The 23927-nt window shown below is 66.1% G+C and carries 18 protein-coding genes; 11 read left to right on the top strand and 7 right to left on the bottom strand.

The window, feature by feature from the left end:
- The first annotated feature begins 48 nt into the window (after positions 1-48).
- A complete protein-coding gene (locus tag R2669_RS03475) occupies positions 49-1065 on the top strand; it encodes an AraC family transcriptional regulator (protein ID WP_316898571.1) in 1017 nt (338 codons plus the stop codon).
- Here the strand turns inward: R2669_RS03475 and R2669_RS03480 are convergent.
- From R2669_RS03480 to R2669_RS03490, 3 genes are read right to left on the bottom strand one after another with little or no spacing between them, the layout of a single operon-like run.
- Positions 1041-1970, bottom strand: a complete 930-nt coding sequence (locus tag R2669_RS03480; protein ID WP_316898573.1) for a LysR family transcriptional regulator — start codon at positions 1968-1970, stop codon at positions 1041-1043. The two genes, R2669_RS03475 and R2669_RS03480, sit on opposite strands and share 25 nt — an antisense overlap.
- 8 nt (positions 1971-1978) lie before the next feature.
- On the bottom strand, positions 1979-4186 hold the full coding sequence (locus R2669_RS03485; RefSeq protein WP_147216228.1) for a xanthine dehydrogenase family protein molybdopterin-binding subunit: 2208 nt from the start codon (positions 4184-4186) through the stop codon (positions 1979-1981).
- Positions 4183-4650: a (2Fe-2S)-binding protein gene (locus R2669_RS03490; RefSeq protein ID WP_316899064.1), complete on the bottom strand. Its 468-nt coding sequence runs from the start codon at positions 4648-4650 to the stop codon at positions 4183-4185. Before R2669_RS03490 ends, R2669_RS03485 begins: the two co-directional genes overlap by 4 nt.
- Positions 4651-4784: 134 nt before the next feature.
- Here R2669_RS03490 and R2669_RS03495 point away from each other — a divergent pair, with 134 nt between their 5' ends.
- The 8 genes from R2669_RS03495 (at position 4785) to R2669_RS03530 (ending at position 13801) form a co-directional block, all read left to right on the top strand.
- A complete protein-coding gene (locus tag R2669_RS03495) occupies positions 4785-5678 on the top strand; it encodes a LysR family transcriptional regulator (RefSeq protein ID WP_316898574.1) in 894 nt (297 codons plus the stop codon).
- Between the two features lie 240 nt (positions 5679-5918).
- On the top strand, positions 5919-6830 hold the full coding sequence (locus R2669_RS03500) for an amidohydrolase family protein (protein ID WP_316898576.1): 912 nt from the start codon (positions 5919-5921) through the stop codon (positions 6828-6830).
- A 29-nt stretch (positions 6831-6859) separates the two neighbouring features.
- Positions 6860-7783, top strand: coding sequence for an amidohydrolase family protein (locus tag R2669_RS03505; RefSeq protein WP_027679411.1), 924 nt, complete (start codon positions 6860-6862; stop codon positions 7781-7783).
- Between the two features lie 63 nt (positions 7784-7846).
- Positions 7847-9238 carry a UbiD family decarboxylase gene (locus R2669_RS03510; RefSeq protein ID WP_062738775.1) on the top strand — a complete coding sequence of 464 codons (1392 nt, stop codon included), beginning with the start codon at positions 7847-7849 and terminating at the stop codon, positions 9236-9238.
- On the top strand, positions 9235-9876 hold the full coding sequence (locus R2669_RS03515) for a UbiX family flavin prenyltransferase (protein ID WP_316898578.1): 642 nt from the start codon (positions 9235-9237) through the stop codon (positions 9874-9876). Before R2669_RS03510 ends, R2669_RS03515 begins: the two co-directional genes overlap by 4 nt.
- Positions 9873-10970, top strand: coding sequence for a CobW family GTP-binding protein (locus R2669_RS03520; RefSeq protein WP_316898580.1), 1098 nt, complete (start codon positions 9873-9875; stop codon positions 10968-10970). Before R2669_RS03515 ends, R2669_RS03520 begins: the two co-directional genes overlap by 4 nt.
- Before the next feature lie 79 nt (positions 10971-11049).
- On the top strand, positions 11050-12393 hold the full coding sequence (locus R2669_RS03525; RefSeq protein WP_316898581.1) for a nucleobase:cation symporter-2 family protein: 1344 nt from the start codon (positions 11050-11052) through the stop codon (positions 12391-12393).
- A gap of 19 nt (positions 12394-12412) precedes the next feature.
- Positions 12413-13801: an amidohydrolase family protein gene (locus tag R2669_RS03530; RefSeq protein WP_316898583.1), complete on the top strand. Its 1389-nt coding sequence runs from the start codon at positions 12413-12415 to the stop codon at positions 13799-13801.
- 4 nt (positions 13802-13805) lie between these two features.
- On the opposite strand, the gene R2669_RS03535 is transcribed toward R2669_RS03530, so the two are convergent.
- The 4 genes from R2669_RS03535 to cphA (R2669_RS03550) form a co-directional block, all read right to left on the bottom strand.
- A complete protein-coding gene (locus R2669_RS03535; RefSeq protein ID WP_316898585.1) occupies positions 13806-14318 on the bottom strand; it encodes a GNAT family N-acetyltransferase in 513 nt (170 codons plus the stop codon).
- A complete protein-coding gene (locus R2669_RS03540) occupies positions 14315-14896 on the bottom strand; it encodes a flavin reductase family protein (RefSeq protein WP_316898587.1) in 582 nt (193 codons plus the stop codon). The genes R2669_RS03535 and R2669_RS03540 overlap by 4 nt, the downstream gene beginning before the upstream one ends.
- Before the next feature lie 649 nt (positions 14897-15545).
- Entirely contained in the window at positions 15546-18113 is a 2568-nt protein-coding gene (cphA, locus tag R2669_RS03545; RefSeq protein WP_316898588.1) for a cyanophycin synthetase, read from the bottom strand.
- 53 nt (positions 18114-18166) lie between these two features.
- On the bottom strand, positions 18167-20827 hold the full coding sequence (gene cphA / locus R2669_RS03550; RefSeq protein WP_316898590.1) for a cyanophycin synthetase: 2661 nt from the start codon (positions 20825-20827) through the stop codon (positions 18167-18169).
- Between the two features lie 289 nt (positions 20828-21116).
- On the opposite strand from cphA (R2669_RS03550), the gene R2669_RS03555 reads away from it, so the two are divergent.
- Both R2669_RS03555 and R2669_RS03560 read left to right on the top strand, forming a co-directional pair.
- A complete protein-coding gene (locus R2669_RS03555) occupies positions 21117-23423 on the top strand; it encodes a cyanophycin metabolism-associated ABC transporter (RefSeq protein WP_430708759.1) in 2307 nt (768 codons plus the stop codon).
- Positions 23424-23446: 23 nt separating this feature from the next.
- Positions 23447-23917 (top strand): cyanophycin metabolism-associated DUF1854 family protein, encoded by a 471-nt coding sequence (locus tag R2669_RS03560; RefSeq protein WP_316898591.1) that lies wholly within the window; start codon positions 23447-23449, stop codon positions 23915-23917.
- The last annotated feature ends 10 nt before the right edge of the window (positions 23918-23927 follow it).

Raw genomic sequence — 23927 nt, forward strand, 5'->3', positions numbered from 1 at the left:
CTTCGATGCCCGTCACGATCAACTTGCGTGAGCGGATTTGCCATACCGATGAAAAACAACGAAAAAGGAACGGTCTCTGTCAGCCTCGTCAACGAGGCCGTGACGCGCGCCCGCGCGCATGGCGTGGACATGCAGCCCATCATGGCCGCCGCGGGCATCACGCCGCAGATGCTGGCGCAGCCGCGCAGCCGCGTGTCATCGACGCAGTACGGCGCGCTGTGGGCCGGCATTGCGCAGGCCATGGACGACGAGTTCTTCGGGCAGGATGCGCACCCCATGCGCTGGGGCAGCTTCGTGGCGATGACGCAGGCGGCGCTGACGGCGCGCACGGGCAGGCAGGCGCTCGCCCGGGCCACGGGCTTTCTGCGGCTGGTGCTGGACGATCTGCATGTGCGCGTTGAAGAAGACGATCAGCGTGTGCGTCTTGTCTTTGTGCACCGCAAGGGCACGCGGGTGCCGCCCATGTTCACCTACGCCACGTGGCTCATCATGGTCTACGGGCTGGTGTGCTGGCTCGTGGGGCGGCGCATTCCGTTCATTGCCGCGCGCTTCCGTTGTGCGGCGCCGCAGGATGCGCAGGAATATCGCCTGATGTTCTGTGACGACATGGCGTTCAGGCACGATGCGTCGTACGTCGACCTATCGCCCGATTTTCTCGACCTGCCGGTCATTCAGACGGCGGCGTCCAGCAAGACATTTCTGCGGGATGCGCCGGGCAACTTCATCGTCAAGTACCGCAACCCGGATTCCTTCGCCGCGCGCGTACGCAAGACGCTGCGCAATCTGCCGGTGGCAGGCTGGCCCGCGTCGGACGCAATGGCGCTCAAGCTGAACGTGGCCGAGGCCACCATGCGGCGGCGCCTGAAGCTGGAGGGCCACACGTATCAGTCGATCAAGGACGACCTGCGGCGCGACATTGCCATCGGCCAGCTGCAGGACACGCGCCGCACCATCGCCGACATTGCCGTCGCGGTCGGCTTTGCGGAACCGAGCGCCTTTCACCGCGCCTTCCGCAAATGGACCGGCATGCGGCCAACGGACTATCGGCTGGCCAGCGCAGGCTGAGACTGCGCGGCGACGGCGTCCCCAGCGGTGTCGCTCACTTCCCGCAGCGTCTCCAGAAAAGCCCTGAGCACCGGCGAGTGATCGTCCACGCGATAGTGGACGTACAGCGGCACAGCAGGCAGCGCCGGCTCCAGCGGGCGGAAGACCACACCGGGCGGCGCCAGGTTCGCCGTGGAGCCCGGCAGCAGCGCCACACCAAAGCCCGCGCTCACCAGCGCCAACAGCGTCTGCACTTCGGTCACCTGCTGGCGCACAAGCGGCGCAAAGCCAGCCTGGATGCACAGATGCAGCAGGTGATCGGCAAAGCGCGATCGCTTGGATTCGAACGCAACAAACGGCTCGCCGGCAAAGTCGCCGAGGGCCAGGCTGGTGTGCCCGGCCAGGCGGTGCGTGGCGGGTAACGCCATCACGATCGGCTCGTGCTGCAGCAGTTCGCTGCGCACGGCGGGGTCTTCCTGCCCTAGCCGGAAGATGCATGCATCGATGCGGCGCTCCTTGAGTGCGGCCACCTGCGCGGCGGGCGTCATCTCCTGCAAGCGCCATTCGACGCCGGGGTAGCGCTCGCGAAACTGGCGTAGCGCTTCGGGCAGCAATCCCACCATCACCGAGCTGATCATGCCGATTTCCAGCTCGCCTACTTGCCCACGGCCCGCCTGCCGGGTGAGGTCCAGCGCGCGGTTGAGCTGGGCGAACACCAGCGGCGCCTGCTCCTTGAGCGTGCGCCCAGCGGCCGTCAGTTCCACGCGGTGGTGACTACGCACAAACAGCGGCGTGCCGATCTCGTCTTCCAGCAGCCGGATCTGCTGGCTCAGCGGCGGCTGCGACATGAACAGGCGGGCCGCCGCCCGGCCGAAGTGCAGCTCGTCGGCCAGCACCGAGAAATAACGCAGCAGGCGGATGTCCACGGTATGCGCTACGCCTTCAGGTCGAAGTTGAACGGTGTCTCGCGCTGGCGCTTGCCGGTCAACCGGAAGATGGCATTGGCAATGGCGGGCGCCACGGGCGGGTTGGCCAGCTCGCCCACACCACCCGGCTTGTCGCGGTTGCCATCGATGATGACGATGTCGATGGCGGGCATGTCCGACATGCGCATCACGGGGTAGTCGTGGAAGTTGCTCTGCTGCACCGCGCCGCCCTGGATGTCGATGCGATCGAACAGCGCATGGCCGAGGCCCCACATCAGGCCGCCGTACAGCTGCTCCTCCACGCCGGTGCGCGAGACCGCCAGGCCAACGTCGGCCACGCAGGTGAGCTTTTGGACGACGACGCGGCCGTCCTTGCGCGCCACCTGCGCCACCACGGCGATGTAGCTGTCATACGCCTGATGCGTGGCCACGCCCAGTGCGTGGCCGTGCGCCATGTTTCCCCACCCCGCACGCTGTGCGGCGGCGCGCAGCACGTCGACATGCCGGGGCCGGTCGGCCATGTGAGCGACGCGGAAATCAACCGGATCGCGCCTGGCCGCCACAGCGAGTTCATCGATGAAGCTCTCGGTGGCGAAGACGTTGGGGATGAAGCTGACGGCGCGGTACCAGCCCGTCGGGATGCCCGTTTCGTGCCGCACCCAGCCGATGTCCATGTGGTTGGCGCGGTATGGAAAATCCCACTTCGAGAGGGCCTCGGTGGTGCTGTAGTCCATGCGATCGGGGCGATCGAAGTAGCCGGGCTCCCACTGTTCCGGCGATGCGGGCGACACCGCGCGGATGCGCAGCGCATCGAGCCGGCCTTGCGCATCAAGCGCGCCTTCGAGGCGGTGATACGTGGCGGGGTGGCCGTACAGCGCGCGCATCTCGTCTTCGCGGCTGTTCATCAGCTTGACGGGCACGCCCGTCTTTTTGGCAAGGTAGGTGACTTCGAACAGCCAGTATTTGCTCTCGCGCGCGCCAAAGCTGCCGCCCGACACCATCTCGTGCAGCACCACCTTGTCGCGCAGCACGCCGCAGATCACCTCGGCAGCTTCCATCGCGGTGGATGGCACCTGGATGCCGCCCCAGTATTGAATGGCGCCGTCGTTGAACCACGCGGTGATGTTGACGGGTTCCAGCGGATTCTGCTGCTTGTACGGCATGCGATACGCCGCGTCGATGCACTTGGCGCCATGGGCCATCGCCACGTCCGTGTTGCCGGTCTGCACGGTGTGCACCACGCGCGCCTTGCCGCTGGCAAGCCATGCGGCCTGGTGCTGCGCGACATGGCCGCTGTCGAAATCGGCGAAGGCGCTGTCGTCCCACTCGACCTTGAGGGCCGCGCGGCCCTTGTCGGCGGCCCAGTAGTCGTCGGCCAGCACGGCCACGCCTTCCTGGTTACCGCCCAGCACATCGACGCGCATCGGGATGGTCATGACCTGGCGCACGCCGCGCACCTTCAACGCCTCGGCGCTGTCGACGCGGCGCACACGTGCACCGGGCATGGGCGCACGCTGCACGACTGCCACCAGCATGCCGGGCAACGACACATCGATGCCGTACTGGAACCGGCCCGTCGTCTTGGCCAGCGCATCACGCTTATGCCTGAGCTTGCCGATGTACTTGAAGTCCGCTGGATTCTTCAACGCCACATTGGCAGGCGCAGGCAGACGGCCCGCCGCATCGGCCAGTTCGCCGTAGGTGGCCTTGCGGCCGTCGGCATTGCAGATGACGGTGCCGTCTGCGGTGCTGCATGCGGCCACGGGCACGCCCCAGCGTTGCGCCGCCGCGCTGATGAGCATCGCGCGCGCCGTGGCGCCGGCTTGCCGCAGGCGCGCATATTCGAGCGACACGCTGGTGCTGCCGCCGGTGGAATACACCTTCCAGACCGGATGGATGTAGTCCTGGAAGAACGGATCTTCCGGCGTGACGACGGCAATGCGCATCGGGTCCACATCCAGCTCTTCGGCCACGCAGGCGGCCAGCGCGGTTTGCGTGCCGGTGCCGGAATCGTGCTTGTGGACGACGATCTTGACGGTGTTGTCGGCCAACACGCGGACCCACGCATTGGGTTCGAATTCCCCCGCGGCGCCATCCTTGCCGGCGGCCAGTGCATCGGGCAAGCGAAAGCCGACCGCCAGCCCCGCCGTCAGCAGCGCGCTCTGCTGTAGGAAGCGGCGGCGCGACGGTGCATGCAAGTCACGCGGCGCGTTCATGCCTTGCCTCGCTCGTCGGCGGCGGCGCGCTTGATGGCCTGGCGGATGCGCCCGTAGGTGCCGCAGCGGCAGATGTTGCCGGCCATGGCATTCGTGATGGCCTCGTCGTTGACGGGCGTGCCTGCCGCCAACAAGGCAGCGGCCGACATGATCTGCCCCGATTGGCAGTAGCCGCATTGCGGCACGTCTTCGGCCACCCAGGCGCGTTGCAGCGGGTGCGTGCCGTCCTTCGACAGGCCTTCGATGGTGGTCACGCTGTGCCCGGCCGCGGCCGACGCCGGCGTGATGCACGCGCGGATCGGTGCGCCATCCAGATGGACGGTGCAGGCCCCGCAAAAGCCGCCGCCGCAGCCAAACTTGGTGCCGGTCAGTTTCAGCCGATCGCGCAGTGCCCAGAGCAGCGGCATGTCGGCATCGGCGTCATCCAGCGCATGGGGCGCGCCATTGACCATAATCTCGGTCATCATTGTCTCCTCCAGAATCGGGCCGTCTTGTGCGGCCGCGCGTGACTGCAATATGAAGCCGCGTACGGGCGCCCCGCCAGCGACGATTTCTGCCAGCCCGTGTAAGTCGAACTAACAGCTCACCCACCGCCGCCATGTACAAGCGTTATCCGTCGATCCAGTCGATGCATGCCTTCCTGCAGGCGGCGCGCACCGGCAGCTTTACCAAGGCCGCCCAGCAACTGGACCTGACGCACAGCGCGATCAGCCAGCAGATCCGTTCGCTGGAGGAGTTCATCGGCCAGCCGCTGTTTGTGCGCGAGGCGGGCGGCATCGTGCTGACCGATGCGGGCCAGCTCTTTGCCAGCATGCTGACCGACGGCTTCGGGCAGGTGGACCGGGCGCTGTCTTCGGTGCGCAACCGGCACGTGCCGCAAACGCTCATCGTCGATGTCGACAGCGAACTGGCGCAGGGCTGGCTCAATGCGAGGCTGCCGCAATTGCTCGCGGCCCTGCCCGGCTACCAGGTGATGTTCCTGTCCACCACGCGCGGCGAGCGGCCCTCGTTCGAACGCGTGGACGTTTCGCTGCGCTACGGCTATGGCGAATGGGATGACTGCGAGATGGCGCTCGTCTGTGGCGACCACGTCACCGCTGTGGCGGCGCCCGCGCTGCTGACGCGGCATGGCGTGCAGGCGCCGCTGGCGCCGTCGGCTGCGATGACGCTGCCGCTGCTGGGCTACACGCGGCGCTCGTGGATTCCGTGGCTGGACGCCGCCGCGCTGGAACCGCTCGAGCCCGCCGTGGTGGCCGCGTTCGACAACGCCGCCAACATGGTCGCGGCCGCCGAAGCTGGCGTCGGCGTGGCGCTGGTGCGTGGGCTGCTGGCGGCCGATGCACTGCAACACGGGCGCCTCGTGCGGCTGACCGACGTGGCCATCCCGGCGCACTACAACCTGTATGCCGTCTGGCAGCGCGGCCAGGGTGAGCGCGCACAGGCGGTGGTGAACGCAGTGCAGCAACTCGCGCGCGACACGCTGGGCGCCTGAGCGCCCGCCGCCTTCCGACCGACTTGCCGATATCGGCAACGTATCAAGACCGCCGCCAAATAGTATTGGCCGGCCCCCGGCCCCGACTCCGATACTGCGCCCCAAGCAGCACGCATCCGGCATCACGCGATCCGGCGAGGGGAAGGCACACGCCTAGCAAAGAGCGCCGCGCTGCAGGACGTGCCTGCCCTCACCGGGAAGCCATCACGCGCTTCCTCCCAGTCATCAGGAGATCCAACGATGATCATCGACATCAGCTGCTACCCCACCGACCTGGTGGACCTCGCGTGGTGGCACGACGGCGACCCCTTCACCGGCGAGCGCCTGCTCGAAATGATGGACGGCCCTTACATGATCAACGGCAAGCCGCGCCGTATCGACAAGGCCTTCATCCAGCCGCCGCAGGGCAACACCATCTACACGTGGACGGACGGCGAGCTTTCGGGCCGCGAGTCCATCGACGCCTACATGGCGTACACGCTCAAGATGGTGCAGACCTACCCCGACCGCTTCATCGGGTGCTTCGTCTACAACCCGCGCTGCGGCGTGCAGAACGGCGTGGAGGCCATCGAGCGCTACGTCAAGGAGCACGGCTTCAAGATGGTCCAGACGCAGGCCAACATGCACGCCTACCGTCCGGACCGCGCGCTGGACTGGGTGATGCCCGCATTCGAGAAATGTGCCGAGCTGGGCGTGCCCGTCAAGCTGCATACGGGCGACGGCCCCTACAGCATTCCGTCGGAATGGATTCCGATGATCAAGCGCTTCCCGAATGTCGATTTCATCATGGCGCACTTCGGCGTGCAGACCGGCGGCGTCTACGTGTTCGAGCCGATGCAGTGGGCGATGGAGCTGCCCAATGTGTATTGCGAATCGGGCTGGTGCCTGCAGTCGCGCATCGTCGAATTTGCCAAGGTGCTGCCCAAGCACAAGATCCTGTTCGGCACCGACACGCCGCCCAACGAGCCCGGCATGTGGCTGCGTCTGCTGGAAGTCTTGTGCATGGACCCGCCGCAGGGCCTGAACCTCGATGAAGACACGCTCGAGGATTACCTGGGCAACAACATCGCCCGCATGATCGGCCTGGAGCCGACCCGTCCGCCCAAGACCGTGGCCGAAGCCGAAGCGCAGCTCGCGCTGGCTGCCGCCTGAGCCACCGCAGACCGCACGGAGCGCAACACATGATTATCGATACCCATCTGCACCCAACCAACCTGGTCGACGAGGCCTGGCGCCACACCGGCACGCCGTTCAACGGCGAGCGCATGATCCAGCTGATGGACGGCCCGTACATGATCAACGGCAAGCCGCGCCGCATCGACATGGGCTTCATCCAGCCGCCGCCGGGCAACACCGGCTACCGCGACGGCAACCGCCGCGGCCGCGAAGGCATTCGCGACTACATGGCGTACATCGCCGAACTGACGCAGAAGTACCCGGACCGCTTCATCGGCAACTTCACCTACAACCCGCGCTGGGGCCCGGAGAACGGCGCGGCGGAGCTGGAATTCCACATCAAGGAATACGGCTTCAAGATGGTCAAGCTGCACGCCAACATGCACGGCTACCGGCCCGACCGCGCGCTCGACTGGCTGCGCCCCGCGATGAAGGTCTGCGCCAAGTACAACATCGTGGTGCTGATCCACACCGGCGACGGCCCGTACACCATCCCGACAATGTTCTATCCGATCATCCGCGAGTTCCCGATGGTGAACTTCATCATCGGACACTTCGGTATCCAGACCGGCGGCAACTACTCGTTCGAAGCGTTCTGGATGGCAATGGATACGCCCAACGTGTACTGCGAATCGGGCTGGTGCTTCCAGTCGCGCATCGTCGAATTTGCGAAGCAGCTGCCGCGCGACAAGATCGTCTTCGGGACCGATTCGCCGCCCAACGAGCCCGGCATGTGGCTGCGCGAGCTGGAGGTGCTGTGCTCGGCGCCGCCGCAGGGGCTGGGCATCGATGAGGACCACCTCGAAGACTATCTGGGCAACAACATTGCGCGACTGGTCGGCATCGAACCCACCAAGCCGCCCAAGGACCTGGCCGAGGCGGAGCTTCGCCTGAAGTCGACCTACGTCCAGACAGCAGAAGCGGCCTGAGCGCCGATCCCGCGGGCGCCGTGCCTCTGTGGTATTCGGCGCCTGCCTCTAGCGAGGTGTGCCATGAGCATGACCCGGCTTGGCGAAGGCCAGGATTTCCACGTCTTCGCCAATCTCTATCGCGAGCTGTATCCCGAAGATGTGCTGACGGTGCGCCACGGCATCTCCGCCGATCAGGACGTCACCGCCGTCATCGATCAGCTTGCTGCGCGCAACCAGACCCCCATGCTGGTCTGCGAGCAGGTCAGCGGCCTGCAGGTGCCGCTGGTCACCAACGTCTTCGCCTCGCGGTCACGGCTGGCACGGTTGTTCGACGTGTTGCCGCATCAACTGCACGATGCCTTCCAGGCGCGCGCCAATGCGCCCATCGCACCGCGTGTCGTCTCGCACGGCCCCATCACCGACGAGGTGATCGAAGGCGACGCGGTCGACGTTGCGCTGCTGCCGATGATCAAGCACTTCGAAAGCGACCGCGCGCCCTACATCACCAACGCCATCATCGTGGCCGAGGACCCGGTGACGGGCGTGGCCAACATGAGCTATCACCGCTCGATGCGCCACGCACGCAACGCACTGGCGACGAGCCTGCACTCGCGCGGCCACCTGTGGCGCATGCTGCAGACCGCGCGCGAACGCGGCGACGTGCTGCGCGTGGCGATGGTGGTAGGCGCGCATCCGCTGTTCATGCTGGCCGCCGCCGCCCGCCTGCCCTTTGGCGCTGACGAACGCGCCGTGGCGGGTGGCCTGCTCGGCGCGCCGCTCGATATCGTCCGCACGCCGCGCTACGGCATCGGCGTGCCGGCGGCAGCGGAGTTCGTGCTCGAAGGCACCATCGACCCCGCCGCCTATGCAGAAGAAGGCCCGTTCGGTGAATTCACCGGCTATTCGTCCGACCGCTCCACCAACAATGTGCTGCGCATCGATGCCCTGATGCGTCGGCGCGATGCGTGGCTGGTCGACGTGGTGGGCGGCCCGTACGCCGAGCACCTGACGCTGGCCCGCTTGCCGCGCGAAGCCGAGATGAGCGAGAAGCTCAAGGCGCGCTTCCCATCGGTGACGGCGCTGCACTATCCGAACTCGGGCACGCACTTCCATTGCTACGTGGCGCTCAACCCGACGCGCGACGGCGAGGCGCGGCAGGTCATGCTGGCGCTGCTCGGCTGGGATCCGTACCTCAAGACTGTGATTGCCGTGGATTCCGATATCGACCTGCAGCAGGACGAGCAGGTGCTGTGGGCCATGGCCACACACTTCCAGCCGCACCAGGATGTGTTCATGGTCGATGGCCTGCCCGGCAGCCCGCTCGATCCGTCATCGTCCGTGCACGGCACGACTTCGCGCATGGGCATCGACGCCACGCGCGGTGCCGGCTTCGAAGGCATCCGCGCACGCATCGATCCGCAGGCGATTGCCCGCGCGGGCGACATCCTCCGTCAGGCCGGAGCGCGTCCATGAGCGCGCGCCACCCTCGCGCTCCCGCCCGGCCGCGCATGGTGGTCGGCATCAGCGGTGCATCGGGCTTCGTCTACGGCGTGCGGCTGCTCGAACTGCTGCGCGCGCTCGAGGTGGAGACGCACCTCGTCGTCACACGTTCTGCGCTGCTGACGATGGCGCACGAAACGCCGTACAAGCTGGCCGACGTGATCGACCGCGCTACGCATTACCACCGCGCGGACGACATGGCCGCCGGCATTGCCAGCGGATCGTTTCGCGCGCTGGGCATGATCGTGGCGCCGTGCTCGATGAAGTCTTTGGCGGAGATTGCCACGGGCGTCTCGTCGACGCTGCTGACACGCGCGGCAGACGTCACGCTCAAGGAGCGCCGTCCGCTTGTACTGATGGCGCGCGAGACGCCATTCACGCTCGCACACCTGCGCAACATGCAGGCCGTCACGGAGATGGGCGCCATCGTCGCGCCGCCCGTACCGGCCTTCTATGCGCGCCCCAATACGTTGGACGACATGATCGACCACACCCTCGGCCGCGTACTCGACCTGTTCGGGCTCGATGCCGGCACCGCCCTGCGCTGGGGCGAAGAAGCCTTACCTGCCTTAGTCCGTACCCCACCCACGCTCGACAAGGAGACAACATGAAACCCCAAGCCACGGCCCACGCCACGCTTCCCGGCCCGAACACCAAGATTCCGGTCACCATCCTCACCGGCTTCCTCGGCGCCGGCAAAACCACGCTGCTGAACTTCATCCTGCGCGAAAACCACGGCCGCAAGATCGCCGTGATCGAAAACGAGTTCGGTGAAGTCGGCATCGACGGCGGCCTCGTCATGGCCTCGGAAAACGAAGAGATCTACGAGATGGTCAACGGCTGCGTGTGCTGCACGGCCGAGGTGCGCGAAGACCTCGTGCGCATCGTGCGCCAGCTTGTCGCGCGGCCCGAACGGCTCGACCACATCCTGGTGGAAACCAGCGGCCTGGCCGATCCGTATCCGGTGGCGCAGTCGTTCTTCATCGACGACCCAATTGCCGAACATGTCGAGCTTGACGCCATCGTGACCATGGTCGACGCCAAGCACATCGCCGCGCATCTGGACGACCTGCAGCTGGACGGTGTCGACAACCAGGCCGTCGACCAGATCGTCTGCGCGGACCGCATCGTCATCAACAAGGTGGACCTTGTGGGCGGCGACGATATCGACGCGCTGCGCGGGCGCATCCGCGGCTTGAACGCCACGGCCGACATCGTCACCTCCAGCTATGCCGAGGTCGATCTGAACAAGATCATCGGTGTCGGCGCGTTCGAGGCGACGCAGAAGCTGCTGGAGATCGGCGCAGACGCCGGCCACGGCGAGCATGACCACGAACATGAACATGTTCACGCCGACGCTCACGAGCATGACCATGAGCACGAACATGAGCACGACCACCAGCACGATCCGAGCGTCTCGTCAGTGGGTTTTGACGTGCCGGCCGACGTGGATCTCGTGCGCTTCCACACGTGGATCGACACCCTGCGCACCGAGCAGGCGGAAACGCTGTTCCGCATGAAGGGCATCCTGGCCGTGAAGGGTCAGCCGCAGCGCTACGTGCTGCAGGGCGTGCACAGCCTCATCGACTTTCGCGCAACGCAGCCGTGGGGCAGCGAAGCGCGCAGCAGCAAGATCGTCTTCATCGGCCGCGACCTCGATCGTGCGGCCCTGCAGGACGGTTTCAACGCGTGTCTGGCGGCGTGAGCATGCCATGACATGACATCCCCCTGACCCGAGGGCGGCTCCTGGCACGCCCCGGGCATGACAACGATAGGAGACAACCATGACAACAGCCGTACACCCGGTCGACCAGATTCTGTCGACCCGACAGATGTTGACGTTGGGCTTGCAGCATATGGCGGTGTCGTACATCGGCGCCATCGCGGTACCGATGATCATCGCGTCGGCGCTCAAGATGTCGCAGGCGGACACCATTGTGCTCATCAGCACCACGTTGTTCTGCTCGGGCATCGCCACGCTGTTACAGACCATCGGGTTCTGGAAGTTCGGGGTGCGGCTGCCGATCCTGCAGGGGGTGGCGTTCAGCAGCGTGGGGCCGGTGATCGCCATCGGCACCAACCCTGCCGTAGGTTTCGCGGGCGTGTGCGGTGCGGTCATTGCGGCCGGGCTGTTTACGCTGCTCGCCGCACCGCTGGTGGGGCGGCTGCGGCGATTTTTTCCACCGGTGGTCACGGGCTGCATCGTGACCGTCATCGGCCTGCAGCTCTTTCCCGTCGCGTATGACTGGGTGGGCGGCGGACGCAACGCTGCCAACTTCGGTGCACCATCGTTTCTGCTGGTGGCCGCGGTGGTGGTCGCCACCATCCTCCTCATCAATCGCTTCGGCAGCCCGCTGCTGCGCAACCTCGCCGTGCTGGTGGGCATGATCGTCGGCACGTTGCTGGGCTGCGCCATGGGTATGGGCGACTTTCACGGCGTGGCAGACGCGCCGTGGGTCACGCTCCCGGTGCCGTTCCACTTTGGCGTGCCCGTGTTCGCCGTGGTCCCCGCGCTGACCATGATCGTGGTGATGATCGTGCAGATGGTGGAATCGATGGGCTTGTTCCTGGCCATCGGCGACATCGTCGAAAAGCCGATCGAAGAAGAGGAAGCCATCAACGGCCTGCGCGCCAACGGGCTGGCCAGCGCCATCGCGGGCATGTTCGCCGCATTCCCCTTCATCGCCTTCATGGAAAACGTCGGGCTGGTGGTGCTCACCGGCGTGCGCAGCCGCTGGGTGGTCGCCGTGAGCGGCGTGCTGATGTGCCTCGTGGCGCTGGTGCCCAAGGCGGGCGCCGTGATTGCGGCCACGCCGACAGCCGCATTGGGCGGCGCCGGCATGGCCATGTTCGGCGTGGTGGCCGCGGCGGGCATCCAGACGCTGGCGCGCGTCGACTACGAGCACAACCGCTACAACGTGCTCATCGTCGGTTTCACGATTGCCGCCGCGCTGGTGCCGGTGCTGGCGCCGACGTTGTTCAAGCAGCTGCCCGACTGGTCGCAACCGTTCCTGCACAGCGGCGTGGTCATCGCCTGCCTGGTGTCGGTGGCGCTGAACCTGCTGCTCAACGGTACCGAAGAAGCGCACGTGCCCGCGTCGGTCGTGCGCACGGCGGGCCGCGCCTGATTTTCCAATGGACCTCTCCATGCACAACACGCCTCAAGACATCCTCATCCGCCGCCCCTTGGCCGTCATGACCGGCCTGCGCGGTGACGCAGCACGCGCCGGTGCGGTCGACATCCGCATCGCCGACGGGCGCATCGCCGAGATGGGCCCCGACCTCATGCCCCGCCCCGGCGAGCGCATCGTCGACGCCAGCGACTGCATCGTCTACCCGGGCTGGATCAACACGCATCACCACCTGTTCCAGAACCTGCTCAAGGCCGTGCCGGAAGGCATGAACCAGGATCTGCAAGGGTGGCTGGCGAGCGTGCCGTATCCGCGCCTGCCGCTCTTCACGCCGGAGCTGATGCGCACAGCTGCGCGCCTGGGCATGGCGGAGCTGCTGCTGTCGGGCGCCACCACCTGCGCCGACCACCACTACCTCTATCACGCAGGCGGCGGCACCGAATCGGGCGACATGCTGTTCGACGTGGCCGATGAATTCGGCATGCGCTTCGTGCTCTGCCGCGGCGGCGCCATCGAATCGGCCAGCAGCCACCCGGGTTTCTCGAAGACGGCGCTGCAGCCCGAAACGCTGGACCAGATGCTGGCCGACATCGAGCGGCTCAAGCACCGCTATCACGACGACGCACCCGACGCGATGCGCCGCGTGGTGGTGGCGCCGACCACCCCGACGTTCTCGTTGCCGCCGGCATTGCTGGTCGAGCTGGCACGTGCCGCGCGCGGGATGCGCCTGCGCATGCATACGCATTTGTCGGAGACCGACAACTACGTGCGTTTCTGCCGCGAGAAATACAACTGTCTGCCCGTGGAGTTCGTGGCCGAGCACGAGTGGCTGGGCCCGGACGTCTGGTTTGCGCACCTCGTGCACCTGCAGCCGTCGGAGATCCGCATGCTGGCCCAGACGGGCAGCGGCATCGCGCACTGCCCGGTCAGCAACAGCCGGCTGGGCAGCGGCATCGCACCGGTGCCGCAACTGGCGGCGGCCGGCGTGCCGGTGTCATTGGGCGTGGACGGCGTGGCGTCCAACGAATCGGGCAGCATGACCGGCGAGGTCAACACCGCGTGGCTCATCCACCGTGCCGCGCAGGGTGCCGGCGCCACCACCGCCGAAGACGTCATCCACTGGGCGACCGCAGGCGGTGCGCGCGTGCTCGGCCTGAGCGAAGTCGGCACGCTGCAGGTCGGGCAAGCCGCCGATCTGGTGCTCTACGACATCAACCACCCGCGCTTCTACGGCTTCCACGACCCCGCGCTCGCGCCCGTGGTCGCCGGCGAGCCCATCACCGTGCGCACCAGCATCATCGGCGGGCGCGTTGTGGTGGACGAAGGTGTGGTGTGCGGGCTGGATGTGGCGAGCATCCGCGCCGAAGCCAGCCGGGGCGTAGCCGACCTGATGGCGTGTGCTTGACGGTTCAGACGTCTAGCCGCAGCGCCATGTGTTCTTCGTCGTAGAAGCGGTCACCGACACGCATGGCGCGGCGCTCGACGCCGAAGGTTTCGAAACCCGCGTTGCGATACAGCGTTTGCGCACGCGGGTTCTCGGCATTGACACACAGGTGGATCTGCAACACGCGCGCCGCACGCGCATGCGCAATGGCGGCGTCGAGCAGACGGGCCGCAATACCGCCCCGCCGATGTGCCGGGTCAACAAACACGCCCCACAGCACGGCCTTGTGGGCGACCTGCGCCAGCGGCTCGCGACGCAGTCCGGCAATGCCGATCAGCTCCGGCCCCGCAAATGCACCGAAGACGATCTGATACTCGGTCGCCCGGATGCGGTTGCGGGTTTCCTCCAGCGTGCGGCCCGACTCTTCATCGTGCGTCGGCCAGATGGCGGTCGGCGAATCCTCAATGGCCTTCAGGCGGAGCACCTTGAACGCTGCCGCATCCTCATCGATCAACGGGCGGATGGCGATGTCGCTCATGGCTGTTTGGGCTCCACGGTAAATGCATCGCCGGTTTCGAAGAACGCGCCGCCCGCCAGGTAATGCACGGTCTTGCTGCCCGCATCGGTAAAGTGCCAGCGGCCGTTGCTGAACAGCGCTGGGTCCGCCCAGGCGGCGGTCACTTCAGCAATGAAGAGGTCGTAGCGCTTCTCGTTGTGCGGTTCCGGAATGACGCGGCATTCCAGCCACCCTGCGCAGCCTTCGACGAGCGGCACGTCGATCGTGCGGGCTGGCACCGTGGCCAGGCCGAGCGCATCGAACTTGTCGCCGTCCCGGCCAGACAGCGTGCCCACCGTGAGCGTGGTCTCGGCAATTGCACGGGTGGGAATGTTGAGCGCAAACACGCCCGAGGCTTCGACCAGCTCGCGTGTGAGGGTGCGGCTGTCGACCACGACCAGCACCTTGGGCGGGTCAAAGTCGAGCGGCATCGCCCAGGCTGCTGCCATGACGTTGCGGACACCGTTGTGGGCGCTGGTGACCAGCGTGGTCGGGCCGTGGTTCAGGAGGCGGTAGGACTTTGCGAGTTCGACTGGGGCGAGTGTGATGGGGTTGGGCATGATGGCGCGGGGACTGAGGGGGAGGCGTCATCATAGGGTAATGGTGTTGGAGGGGGTGGGCGGGGGTTTCTGCCTTGTTCTTTTGTTGTTGGTGCATCCCCCTTTCGTACCCTGCCGGGCACGACTCACTTTTCTTTGTCTTGCCAAAGAAAAGTAAGCAAAAGAAAGGCGCGCCCGAGATGGCGACTTCCCCTTGGATTTGTGCCGCGGGAAGGGAGGGGAGGCAAACTCGCTTCGCTCAGACAGGCCTCCCCTCTTTATCCTTCCCGCAACAAAAATCCAAGGCGCCATCAAGGGCTCAACGTCAAAAGAAAAAAGGCCAACCCATCGCGCGGTTAGCCTTTGTCGTTTGGGCTTGTGCCCAGATGGTGTGGCTTTTGTCTTTTGACTTTCCTGCCCTAGATGGCGCCTTGAATTTCTGTTGCAGGGAGGAAAAAGGAAGGGAAACTGTCTGAGCGCAGCGAGTTTTTCCCTTCCCCTCCCTGCGACATAAATTCAAGGAGTCTTTCGCCATCTCGGGCGCGCATTTCTTTGCTTACTTTCTTTGGGCAAAACCAAAGAAAGTGAGTCAGCCCCGGCAGGGGATGAAACAAGGGATGCACCACAAAACCAAAAACAAAACCCCAGCGAACTTCACTGGGGTTCTAATTTACTCAGCAACGCGCCGCGCAATATGCTCCAACGCCTCCTCCACCTGATCAATCAAAATCAGGCAGAGATCACCGGGCTGCAACCGCCCCAGCGCGGTGTCGATGGCCAGAAATTCACCACGGATTTCCTCAACACGGCTCGTGCGCGATGCACCCTGCAGTCCTTCGCGCAGCAACGCAAGCACTTCACCGTCAGCACGCCCACGCTGGCATTGGTCTTCGTACAGCACGACATCGTCAAACACGCCGCCAAGAATCTGCGTCTGCTTGCGGATGTCTTCATCGCGGCGGTCGCCGGCACCGCTGATCACCACCATGCGGCGCTGCGCCGGCATGGTTGCCACGGCGTTGCACAGTGCCTGGATGGCATCCGGGTTGTGGCCGTAGTCGGCGATGAGCGTGGCGCCCTTGTAGTCGAACAGGTTGAAGCGGCCTGGCGCAGTGGCGGCGTCATTCACAAAGGTGGCGAGACCGCGGCGGATCACCGCCCAGTCGATGCCGAGGGCCCATGCAGCGGCAATCGACGACATCGCGTTTTCCACCTGGAAGCCGATCGTGCCGTTGCGCGTGAGCGGAATGTCGGCCAGTGCGATGCGCGTTTCGTTGGCACCTTCGGCGGCGACGATCTCGGCGCCGTCGACAAACACCACCCGCTTGCCCTGCGCGCGGTGCAGCGCCATGGTCGGCAGGCTGGCGTCGTGCGCGAAGAACGTGACCGAACCGGGGCAGCCGTCGGCCATGCGCGCGACCATCGGGTCGGCGGCGTTGAGCACCGCCATGCCGTGCGGCGCCACGTTCTGCACGATCACGCTCTTCAGCACGGCCAGGTCTTCCACCGTGCTGATGTAGTTCAGGCCCAGGTGGTCGCCTTCGCCCACGTTGGTCACCACGGCCACATCGCAGCGGTCGAACGCGAGACCTTCGCGCAGCAGCCCGCCGCGCGCGGTTTCGAAGACGGCGGCATCGACATCGGGATGCAGCAGCACGTTGCGCGCGCTGCGCGGGCCGCTGCAATCGCCGGTGTCGATGCGCTGGCCCTGGATGTACACGCCGTCGGTGCCGGTCATGCCCATGCGCAGGCCGCTGGACGCCAGCAGATGCGTGATCAGGCGCACGGTCGTGGTCTTGCCGTTGGTGCCGGACACCGCCACCACGGGGATGCGGCCGTCGTCGCCATCGGCGAACATCGTCGAGACGATGGCCTCGCCCACGGCGCGGCCCTTGCCGTATGACGGCTGCAAATGCATGCGCAAACCCGGCGCGGCGTTCACTTCAACGATGCCGCCGGCCTGGTCTTCGAACGGCTTGAGCATCGTCTCGCACACGGCATCCACGCCGCAGATATCGAGTCCGACCATCTGCGCGGCCGCCACCGCACGCGCCGCGATGGCGGGATGCACGTCGTCGGTCACGTCGGTGGCGGTGCCGCCCGTGGAGAGGTTCGCGTTGTTGCGCAAGACCACGCGCGTGCCCTTCGGCGGCACAGCGTCGGCACTCAGGCCCTGCTTGGCGAGCGTGGCCAGCGCAATGTCGTCAAAGCGGATTTTCGTGAGCGACGTGGCGTGGCCTTCGCCGCGGCGCGGGTCGCGGTTCACTTCGTCGACCAGCTCGCGCACGGTGTGCTTGCCGTCGCCGATGACTTGCGGCGGGTCGCGGCGCGCGGCCGCCACCAGGTGCTTGCCCACCACGAGCAGACGGAAGTCATGGCCGGGGATGTAGCGCTCGACGATGACGTCCGAAGAAATGTCGGCGGCCACTTCGTACGCCGTCATCACTTCTTCGCGCGTGCGGATGCGCACCGCCACGCCCTTGCCCTGGTTGCCGTCGCGCGGCTTGACCACCACGGGGCCGTGGATTTCCTGCGCGGCTTCCCACGCCTCTTCGGCGCTGCGCACCGAACGGCCCAACGGCACCGGCACGCCCGCCGCATGCAGCAGGGTCTTCGTCAGGTCCTTGTCCTGCGCGATGGATTCGGCCACGGCGCTGGTCATGTCGGTTTCGGCGGCCTGGATGCGGCGCTGCTTGCTGCCCCAGCCGAACTGCACCATCGAGCCCTGCGTGAGGCGGCGGTACGGAATGCCCCGCGCCACGGCGGCGTAGACGATGGAACCGGTGCTCGGCCCCAGGCGCACGTCTTCGTCCAGCTCGCGCAGGCGGTGCAGCGCATCGTCCAGATCGAACGGCTGGTCGTCGCGCGCGGCCAGGCAAAGCTGGCCGGCCAGCTCGAATGCAAGTCGGCCCACTTCTTCTTCGCTGTATTCCACAACGACCTGGTAGGTGCCGGGTTCGAGTGTGGGCTCGGTGTGGCTGAACGTCACCGGGCAACCGGCCGCAGCTTGCAGGCCCAGGGCAGCGGCTTCCAGCGCGTGCGCAATCGATGGCGCATCGGCTTCGTCATCTGGGCGCATCGGGCCAATTGCCGGAAAGCGCGCGCGCAGGCGGTCTTCAAAACCGGGCAGCTCGGCCAGCAGTTGGGATTGGTCCGAGCAGGCCACGATGGCCTCGATGGCCGTATGGCGGCACCAGAGATTTGGGCCGCGCAAGGCCCGGATACGAGAGACTTCCATGCAATCAGCTTTCCGTTGTGCTTTGGGCGTTCTTTCTGACTCAGGCCCGATCGTCAGGTCTTGGATTCGGTGCGGCCCATCCACTGGTGAACCTGCTCGACGGTGCCCTCGATGGCGCATTCGTCGCATTGCAGAACCAGCAAGTCGCCTGCGTGGAGCTGCGAGAGCGCCGCTTCCACGGCATCCCGGCGCTTGCCGCCTTCGACAACGACTTCGGCCACGCGACCGCCGGCCTGTAGCCCCTGCTTGAGCAGCGCGTGCGCCTGGCGGTCGAACTCGGCATCGGCGCGTTTGACGCTGCCGTCTTCGCACAGCAGCACGCGGTCGAACGTCTGTCCGATGACGGTGCCTTGCGCCACCAGGTCTTCATCGCGGCGCTGCAGGCCGGCGCCGAACACAAGGGTGCGGCGTTGCGCGGGGAAGTTGTCCAGCGCAGCCCCCAGGGCTTCCAGTGCCGACGCGTTGTGCGCGTCGTCCACCACGATCGTGGCGCCGTGGTGCTGGAACAGCGTGAAGCGGCCCGGCACATCGACCTGGCCCACGTCGAAGGTGACGATGCCGGCGCGCATCAGGTCGTTCGAAATGCCCAGTGCCCAGCCCGTGGCCACGGCCGCCAGCACGTTTTCAAGCTGGAACGGCACGCGGCCGGCGTAGGTCAGCGGAATGGCGGACACGTCGGCCAGCGCCAATTCGGTCGGGCCGGTGGCGAGCACCACCTTGCCGTCACGCACGAACACGGCACGCTTACCGGCGGCGCGATGCTCGGTAATGGCCGGCAGATCGCCCGACAACGCGAAGAAGATCACATCACCGTCGCACAGATCGGCCATTTCAACGAGACGCGCATCGGCGGCATTCAGCACGCCGACGCCGGTCTTCAGCACAACGTCGATCTGCGTGCGCAGGACGCTATACATGCGGTCTTCGTCTTCGACGTAGAAATCGCCCAGGTGATCGGGCTTGCCGAAGTTGGTCACCACGCCGACCTGGCAGCGGTCATACGGCAGCCCCTGCGAGAGGATCATGCCGCTATCGCTCTCGAACACGGCCGCTTCCACGGCTCGGTTCATCAGGATGCGATGGCAGGCATCCCATGCGGCGCGGTCGGTGCGCGCGCCGGTTTCCACCTGGCGGCGATCGAGGTACAGGCCGTCGCTGCAGCCCAGCCCCGTGTGCCTGCCCGACAGTTGCAGCATTTGCGCGACGAGCTTGGCGACGACGGTCTTGCCGTTGGTGCCCGTGATGCCGACGATGGGAATGCGGCCATCGTCCTGCGCGCCGTCCTTGTCGGAAAACAGGTGATCGACAATCGCGCGGCCCACGGGACGTGGTTCGCCCTGTGCCGGCCGGATGTGCATCAGCAACCCCGGCCCGGCGTTGACCTCGACGATAGCGCCGCGCTGTTGGTCCAGCGGGCGCGAGATGTCGTCGGCCACGAGGTCCACACCGGCAATGTCGAGCCCGACCACGCGCGCGGCCAGCGCCGCATGGGCGGCCACGCTGGGGTGCACCCGGTCGGTCACGTCAAACGCGACGTTGCCGTTGCGCTGGATCAGCACGCTGCGGCCTGCGGGCGGCACGGCGCTGCCGTCGGCATAGCCCTGGCGCTTGAGTTCGAGGCGCGCGGCCGAATCCAGGCGAACGCAGTTCAGCGGGTGTTCCTCGGTGTTGCCGCGGCGCGGGTCGGAGTTGATCTGCGATTCGATGAGTTCTTCGATGGTCGAAGTGCCGTCGCCGACCACCGAGGCGGTTTCGCCCATCGCCGCCGCCGCCACGCGGCCGCCCACCACCAGCAGGCGGTGTTCGTTGCCGGAAACAAAGCGCTCGACGATCACGCCGTTGCCTTCCTCGATGGCCACGGCGTAAGCCGTTTCCACCTCTTCGCGCGTCATCAGGTTCGTGAACACGCCGCGGCCGTGGTTGCCGTCGTACGGCTTGACGACCACCGGCACGCCGATGTCTTCGGCCGCGTCCCAGGCGTCTTCGGCGCTGTCGACCATGCGGCCTTCCGGCACCGGCACGCCGCACGACTGCAGCAGGCTCTTGGTCAGGTCCTTGTCGCGCGAGATCGATTCGGCAATGGCGCTGGTGCGGTCGGTTTCGGCCGTCCAGATGCGGCGCTGGCGAGCACCGTAGCCGAGCTGCACGAGGTTGCCGTCCGACAGGCGGATCGACGGGATATTGCGGTCATCGGCGGCGTCGACGATGCACGCGGTGCTGGGGCCGAGGCAGTGTTCGTCCACCAGGTCGCGCAACGTCTCGACGGCGGCATTCACGTCGTACGGGCGGTCTTCGATGGCCGCCATGACGAGATCACGGGCGGCCAGCAGGGCAGCGCGGGTCACGTCTTCGTGCCACGCACGGACGATCACCTTGTAGACGCCGCGCACGGGCGTCTCGCGCGCCTTGCCGAAACCGCCGGGCATGCCGGCCAGGTTCTGCAATTCGAGGGTGACGTGTTCCAGGATGTGGCCGGGCCAGGTGCCTTCCTTCAGGCGCATCAGGAAACCACCGCGCACGCCGGGGCTGCAGCGGTGCTCGATCAGCGTTGGGAGCCATGTCGAGAGGCGCTCGTAGAACCCGGGAATCGTGTTGGAAGGAAAATCCTCCAGTTCACCAATATCGACCCATGCCTCCAGCACTGGCCGATATGTCCACATATTCGGGCCGCGCAGCGACATGACATCGAGAATCTCAATGTCCTTCTTCTTCATTGAATTTGCTTGGAAGCAGGGGGCGATGTACCCGTGAATTGGTCCGTGGAATCGAACCGTTACCTTTCAATAACGTTACAACGGCGTCGGCGTTGACGTCTTGAGCCCGGAGTGCGTTGTGCAGCGCACCAAATGCCGTGCTGGCGTGGCTATGTATACTTGCGAGCAAAATTTGCAGGCCGCAACAATTGCGACGCCGCGCTCTTGCCTCGATTTATGTTCGTCCTTTTCCCGTTTTGGGCTGTTTTTTGGCCATTTGGACGCGCTTTTTGAATTCTTTGCGCCACTGATGACCGAGTCCTCCCCATCGTCCGCCCCCACCGTCGCCCGCGCTCAGGAACCCTGGAGTGTCGTGCTGGCCCCAAGCCTCGCTCCAGAAGAAACCGTCCTGGCCGGGCTGCAGCTGGATTTGGACGCAAGGCTACATTTTACCCACGGGTGGCTGGCGGTTACGAACCGCCGCCTGGTTGGCCAAGCACCCGGCGAAAAGGATTTCCAAAGCTGGGACATCGCTCCTGGCATGACGCTTGCCCATAGCGACCACGCCGGCGTCGGCACGCTGGAGCTGTCCGACGGTCAGCGCCGGCTGGCCAGCTGGCGGTACACGCTGGGCCGCAACACCGACGCGCTGCGGCTGGCCGACGCCTTTGACGCCCAGCGCAACGCCCTGCTCACCGGCGCCCAGGCCGCGCAGCCCGACGCAGAGGTCTGCCCGACCTGCAAGGCGCCCCTGCCGCCCGGCGAAGACAACTGCCCGCAATGCAGCCGTGAACTGGAGCAGCCGCCCTCGACCTGGGCGCTGCTGCGCCTCTGGCGCTTTGCCCGGCCGTATCGGTGGGAATTGCTGGCCGGCTTCGCCCTGCTGCTGATCGGCACGGCCGCCACGCTGGTGCCGCCGTACCTGACGATGCCCTTGATGGACAAGGTGCTGATCCCCTATCAGAACGGCCAACCCGTCGATTACCGCCTGGTCACGCTCTACCTGTCAGGGCTGTTTGGCGCCGCGCTGGTGGCGTGGGTGCTGGGCTGGGCGCGCACCTATCTGCTGGCGCGCGTGTCCGAGCGCATCAGCGCCGATCTGCGCACGACCACCTACGAGCACCTGCTCAAGCTGTCGCTCGAGTACTTTGGCGGCAAGCGCACCGGCGACCTCATGGCGCGCATCGGTTCGGAAAGCGACCGCATCAGCGTGTTCCTGTCGTTGCACCTGCTCGACTTCGCCACCGATGTGCTGATGATCGCGATGACGGCCGTCATCCTGGTCTCGATCGACCCATGGCTGGCGCTCGTGACGCTCGTGCCGCTGCCGTTCATCGCGTGGATGATCCACCTGGTGCGCGACCGCCTGCGCCACGGCTTCGAGAAGATCGACCGGATCTGGTCGGAAATCACCAACGTGCTGGCCGATACGATTCCGGGCATCCGCGTGGTCAAGGCCTTTGCCCAGGAAAAGCGCGAAGTGACGCGCTTCGCCGAGGCCAACAAGCACAACCTAGCGATCAACGATCGCGTCAACGCGGTGTGGTCGTTGTTTACCCCGACCGTCACGCTGCTGACCGAAGTCGGCCTGCTGGTGGTGTGGATCTTCGGCATCTGGCAGGTGAGCCACGACGCCATCACCGTCGGTGTGCTGGTGGCGTTCCTGACCTATATCAGCCGCTTCTACACGCGCCTGGATTCCATGAGCCGCATCGTGTCCGTCACGCAGAAGGCGGCGGCCGGCGCCAAGCGGATCTTCGACATCCTCGACCACGTATCGAGCGTGCCCGAGCCGGCCAAGCCCGTGCACATCGGGAAGGTGAACGGCGCGATCGAGCTGCGCGACCTGGGCTTCCGCTACGGCAACCGCGCGGTGATCCGCGGCCTGAACCTGTCGATCCAGCCGGGCGAGATGATCGGGCTGGTCGGGCACAGCGGCTCGGGCAAGAGCACGCTCGTCAACCTGATCTGCCGCTTCTACGATGTGTCTGAAGGCGCGATCCGCCTGGACGGCACCGACATCCGCTCGCTGCCCGTCTCGGAATTCCGCCGCAACATCGGCCTGGTGCTGCAGGAGCCGTTCCTGTTCTTCGGGACGATTGCCGACAACATTGCCTACGGCAAGCCCGACGCCACGCGCGAAGAGATCATCGCCGCCGCACGTGCCGCCCACGCCCACGAATTCATCCTGCGCCTGCCGCACGGCTACGACTCGCTGGTGGGCGAACGTGGCCAGGCCCTGTCGGGCGGCGAGCGCCAGCGCATTTCGATTGCGCGCGCGCTGCTCATCAACCCGCGCATCCTGATCATGGACGAGGCCACGTCTTCCGTGGACACGACCACCGAGAAGGAAATCCAGAAGGCGCTCGACAACCTCGTGCAGGGCCGCACGACGATTGCCATCGCGCACCGCTTGTCGACGCTGCGCAAGGCGGATCGCCTGGTCGTCATGGATCGCGGGCAGATCGTCGAAGTGGGCAACCACGATGAACTGCTCGCGCGCGAAGGGGCCTACTACAAGCTGTATCAGGCGCAGGCCCGCAATGTCGACGCTGACACCGATCTGACCAGCGACGGCGAGCGCGTGGACGCCGCCGCGCCGGCTTACGCGCAGTGATCCCCTTTTCTGAAATGACTGCGATGCAAACGCCCGACTTCAGCCTGAGCCGCAACGGCTTCGGCAAGCTTGTCATGACCCTGGCCGACGGCACCGTGCACGAAGGCGTGGTGCCCGTGCGCGCCTTCCCCATCTCCGCCGCCGACGAGGGCTTGAGCCTGATGAGCACCGACGGCCGCGAGCTGGCATGGATCACACGGCCTGCAGCGCTGCCCGCGCCGATGCGTGCGCTGATCGACGCCGAACTCGGCGCGCGTGAGTTCATGCCCGAGATCCGCAAGATCGTCGGCGTATCGACCTACGCCACACCGAGCACATGGACGGTGCAGACCGACCGCGGCCAGACCGACCTCGTGCTGCGCGGCGAAGAAGACATCCGCCGCCTGACCGGCACCACGCTGCTCATTTCCGACAGCCACGGCATCCACTACCTGATCCGCGATCTGCTGGCGCTGGACAAGCACAGCCGCAAGATCCTCGACCGGTTCCTGTAGGCCCGGTTCA

The sequence above is a fragment of the Ralstonia edaphi genome (assembly GCF_958350185.1).
GTDB classification, from domain to species: Bacteria; Pseudomonadota; Gammaproteobacteria; order Burkholderiales; family Burkholderiaceae; genus Ralstonia; species Ralstonia edaphi.

Excerpts from the sequence above, each read along its gene's own strand:
- cphA (WP_316898588.1), bottom strand. The coding sequence starts at position 18,113 with ATGGAAGTCTCTCGTATCCGGGCCTTGCGCGGCCCAAATCTCTGGTGC.
- R2669_RS03495 (WP_316898574.1), top strand. The coding sequence starts at position 4,785 with ATGTACAAGCGTTATCCGTCGATCCAGTCGATGCATGCCTTCCTGCAG.
- R2669_RS03555 (WP_430708759.1), top strand. The coding sequence starts at position 21,117 with ATGACCGAGTCCTCCCCATCGTCCGCCCCCACCGTCGCCCGCGCTCAG.
- R2669_RS03530 (WP_316898583.1), top strand. The coding sequence starts at position 12,413 with ATGCACAACACGCCTCAAGACATCCTCATCCGCCGCCCCTTGGCCGTC.
- R2669_RS03485 (WP_147216228.1), bottom strand. The coding sequence starts at position 4,186 with ATGAACGCGCCGCGTGACTTGCATGCACCGTCGCGCCGCCGCTTCCTA.
- R2669_RS03510 (WP_062738775.1), top strand. The coding sequence starts at position 7,847 with ATGAGCATGACCCGGCTTGGCGAAGGCCAGGATTTCCACGTCTTCGCC.
- R2669_RS03525 (WP_316898581.1), top strand. The coding sequence starts at position 11,050 with ATGACAACAGCCGTACACCCGGTCGACCAGATTCTGTCGACCCGACAG.
- R2669_RS03475 (WP_316898571.1), top strand. The coding sequence starts at position 49 with ATGAAAAACAACGAAAAAGGAACGGTCTCTGTCAGCCTCGTCAACGAG.
- R2669_RS03520 (WP_316898580.1), top strand. The coding sequence starts at position 9,873 with ATGAAACCCCAAGCCACGGCCCACGCCACGCTTCCCGGCCCGAACACC.
- R2669_RS03515 (WP_316898578.1), top strand. The coding sequence starts at position 9,235 with ATGAGCGCGCGCCACCCTCGCGCTCCCGCCCGGCCGCGCATGGTGGTC.
- R2669_RS03560 (WP_316898591.1), top strand. The coding sequence starts at position 23,447 with ATGCAAACGCCCGACTTCAGCCTGAGCCGCAACGGCTTCGGCAAGCTT.
- R2669_RS03505 (WP_027679411.1), top strand. The coding sequence starts at position 6,860 with ATGATTATCGATACCCATCTGCACCCAACCAACCTGGTCGACGAGGCC.
- R2669_RS03490 (WP_316899064.1), bottom strand. The coding sequence starts at position 4,650 with ATGACCGAGATTATGGTCAATGGCGCGCCCCATGCGCTGGATGACGCC.
- R2669_RS03535 (WP_316898585.1), bottom strand. The coding sequence starts at position 14,318 with ATGAGCGACATCGCCATCCGCCCGTTGATCGATGAGGATGCGGCAGCG.
- R2669_RS03540 (WP_316898587.1), bottom strand. The coding sequence starts at position 14,896 with ATGCCCAACCCCATCACACTCGCCCCAGTCGAACTCGCAAAGTCCTAC.
- cphA (WP_316898590.1), bottom strand. The coding sequence starts at position 20,827 with ATGAAGAAGAAGGACATTGAGATTCTCGATGTCATGTCGCTGCGCGGC.
- R2669_RS03500 (WP_316898576.1), top strand. The coding sequence starts at position 5,919 with ATGATCATCGACATCAGCTGCTACCCCACCGACCTGGTGGACCTCGCG.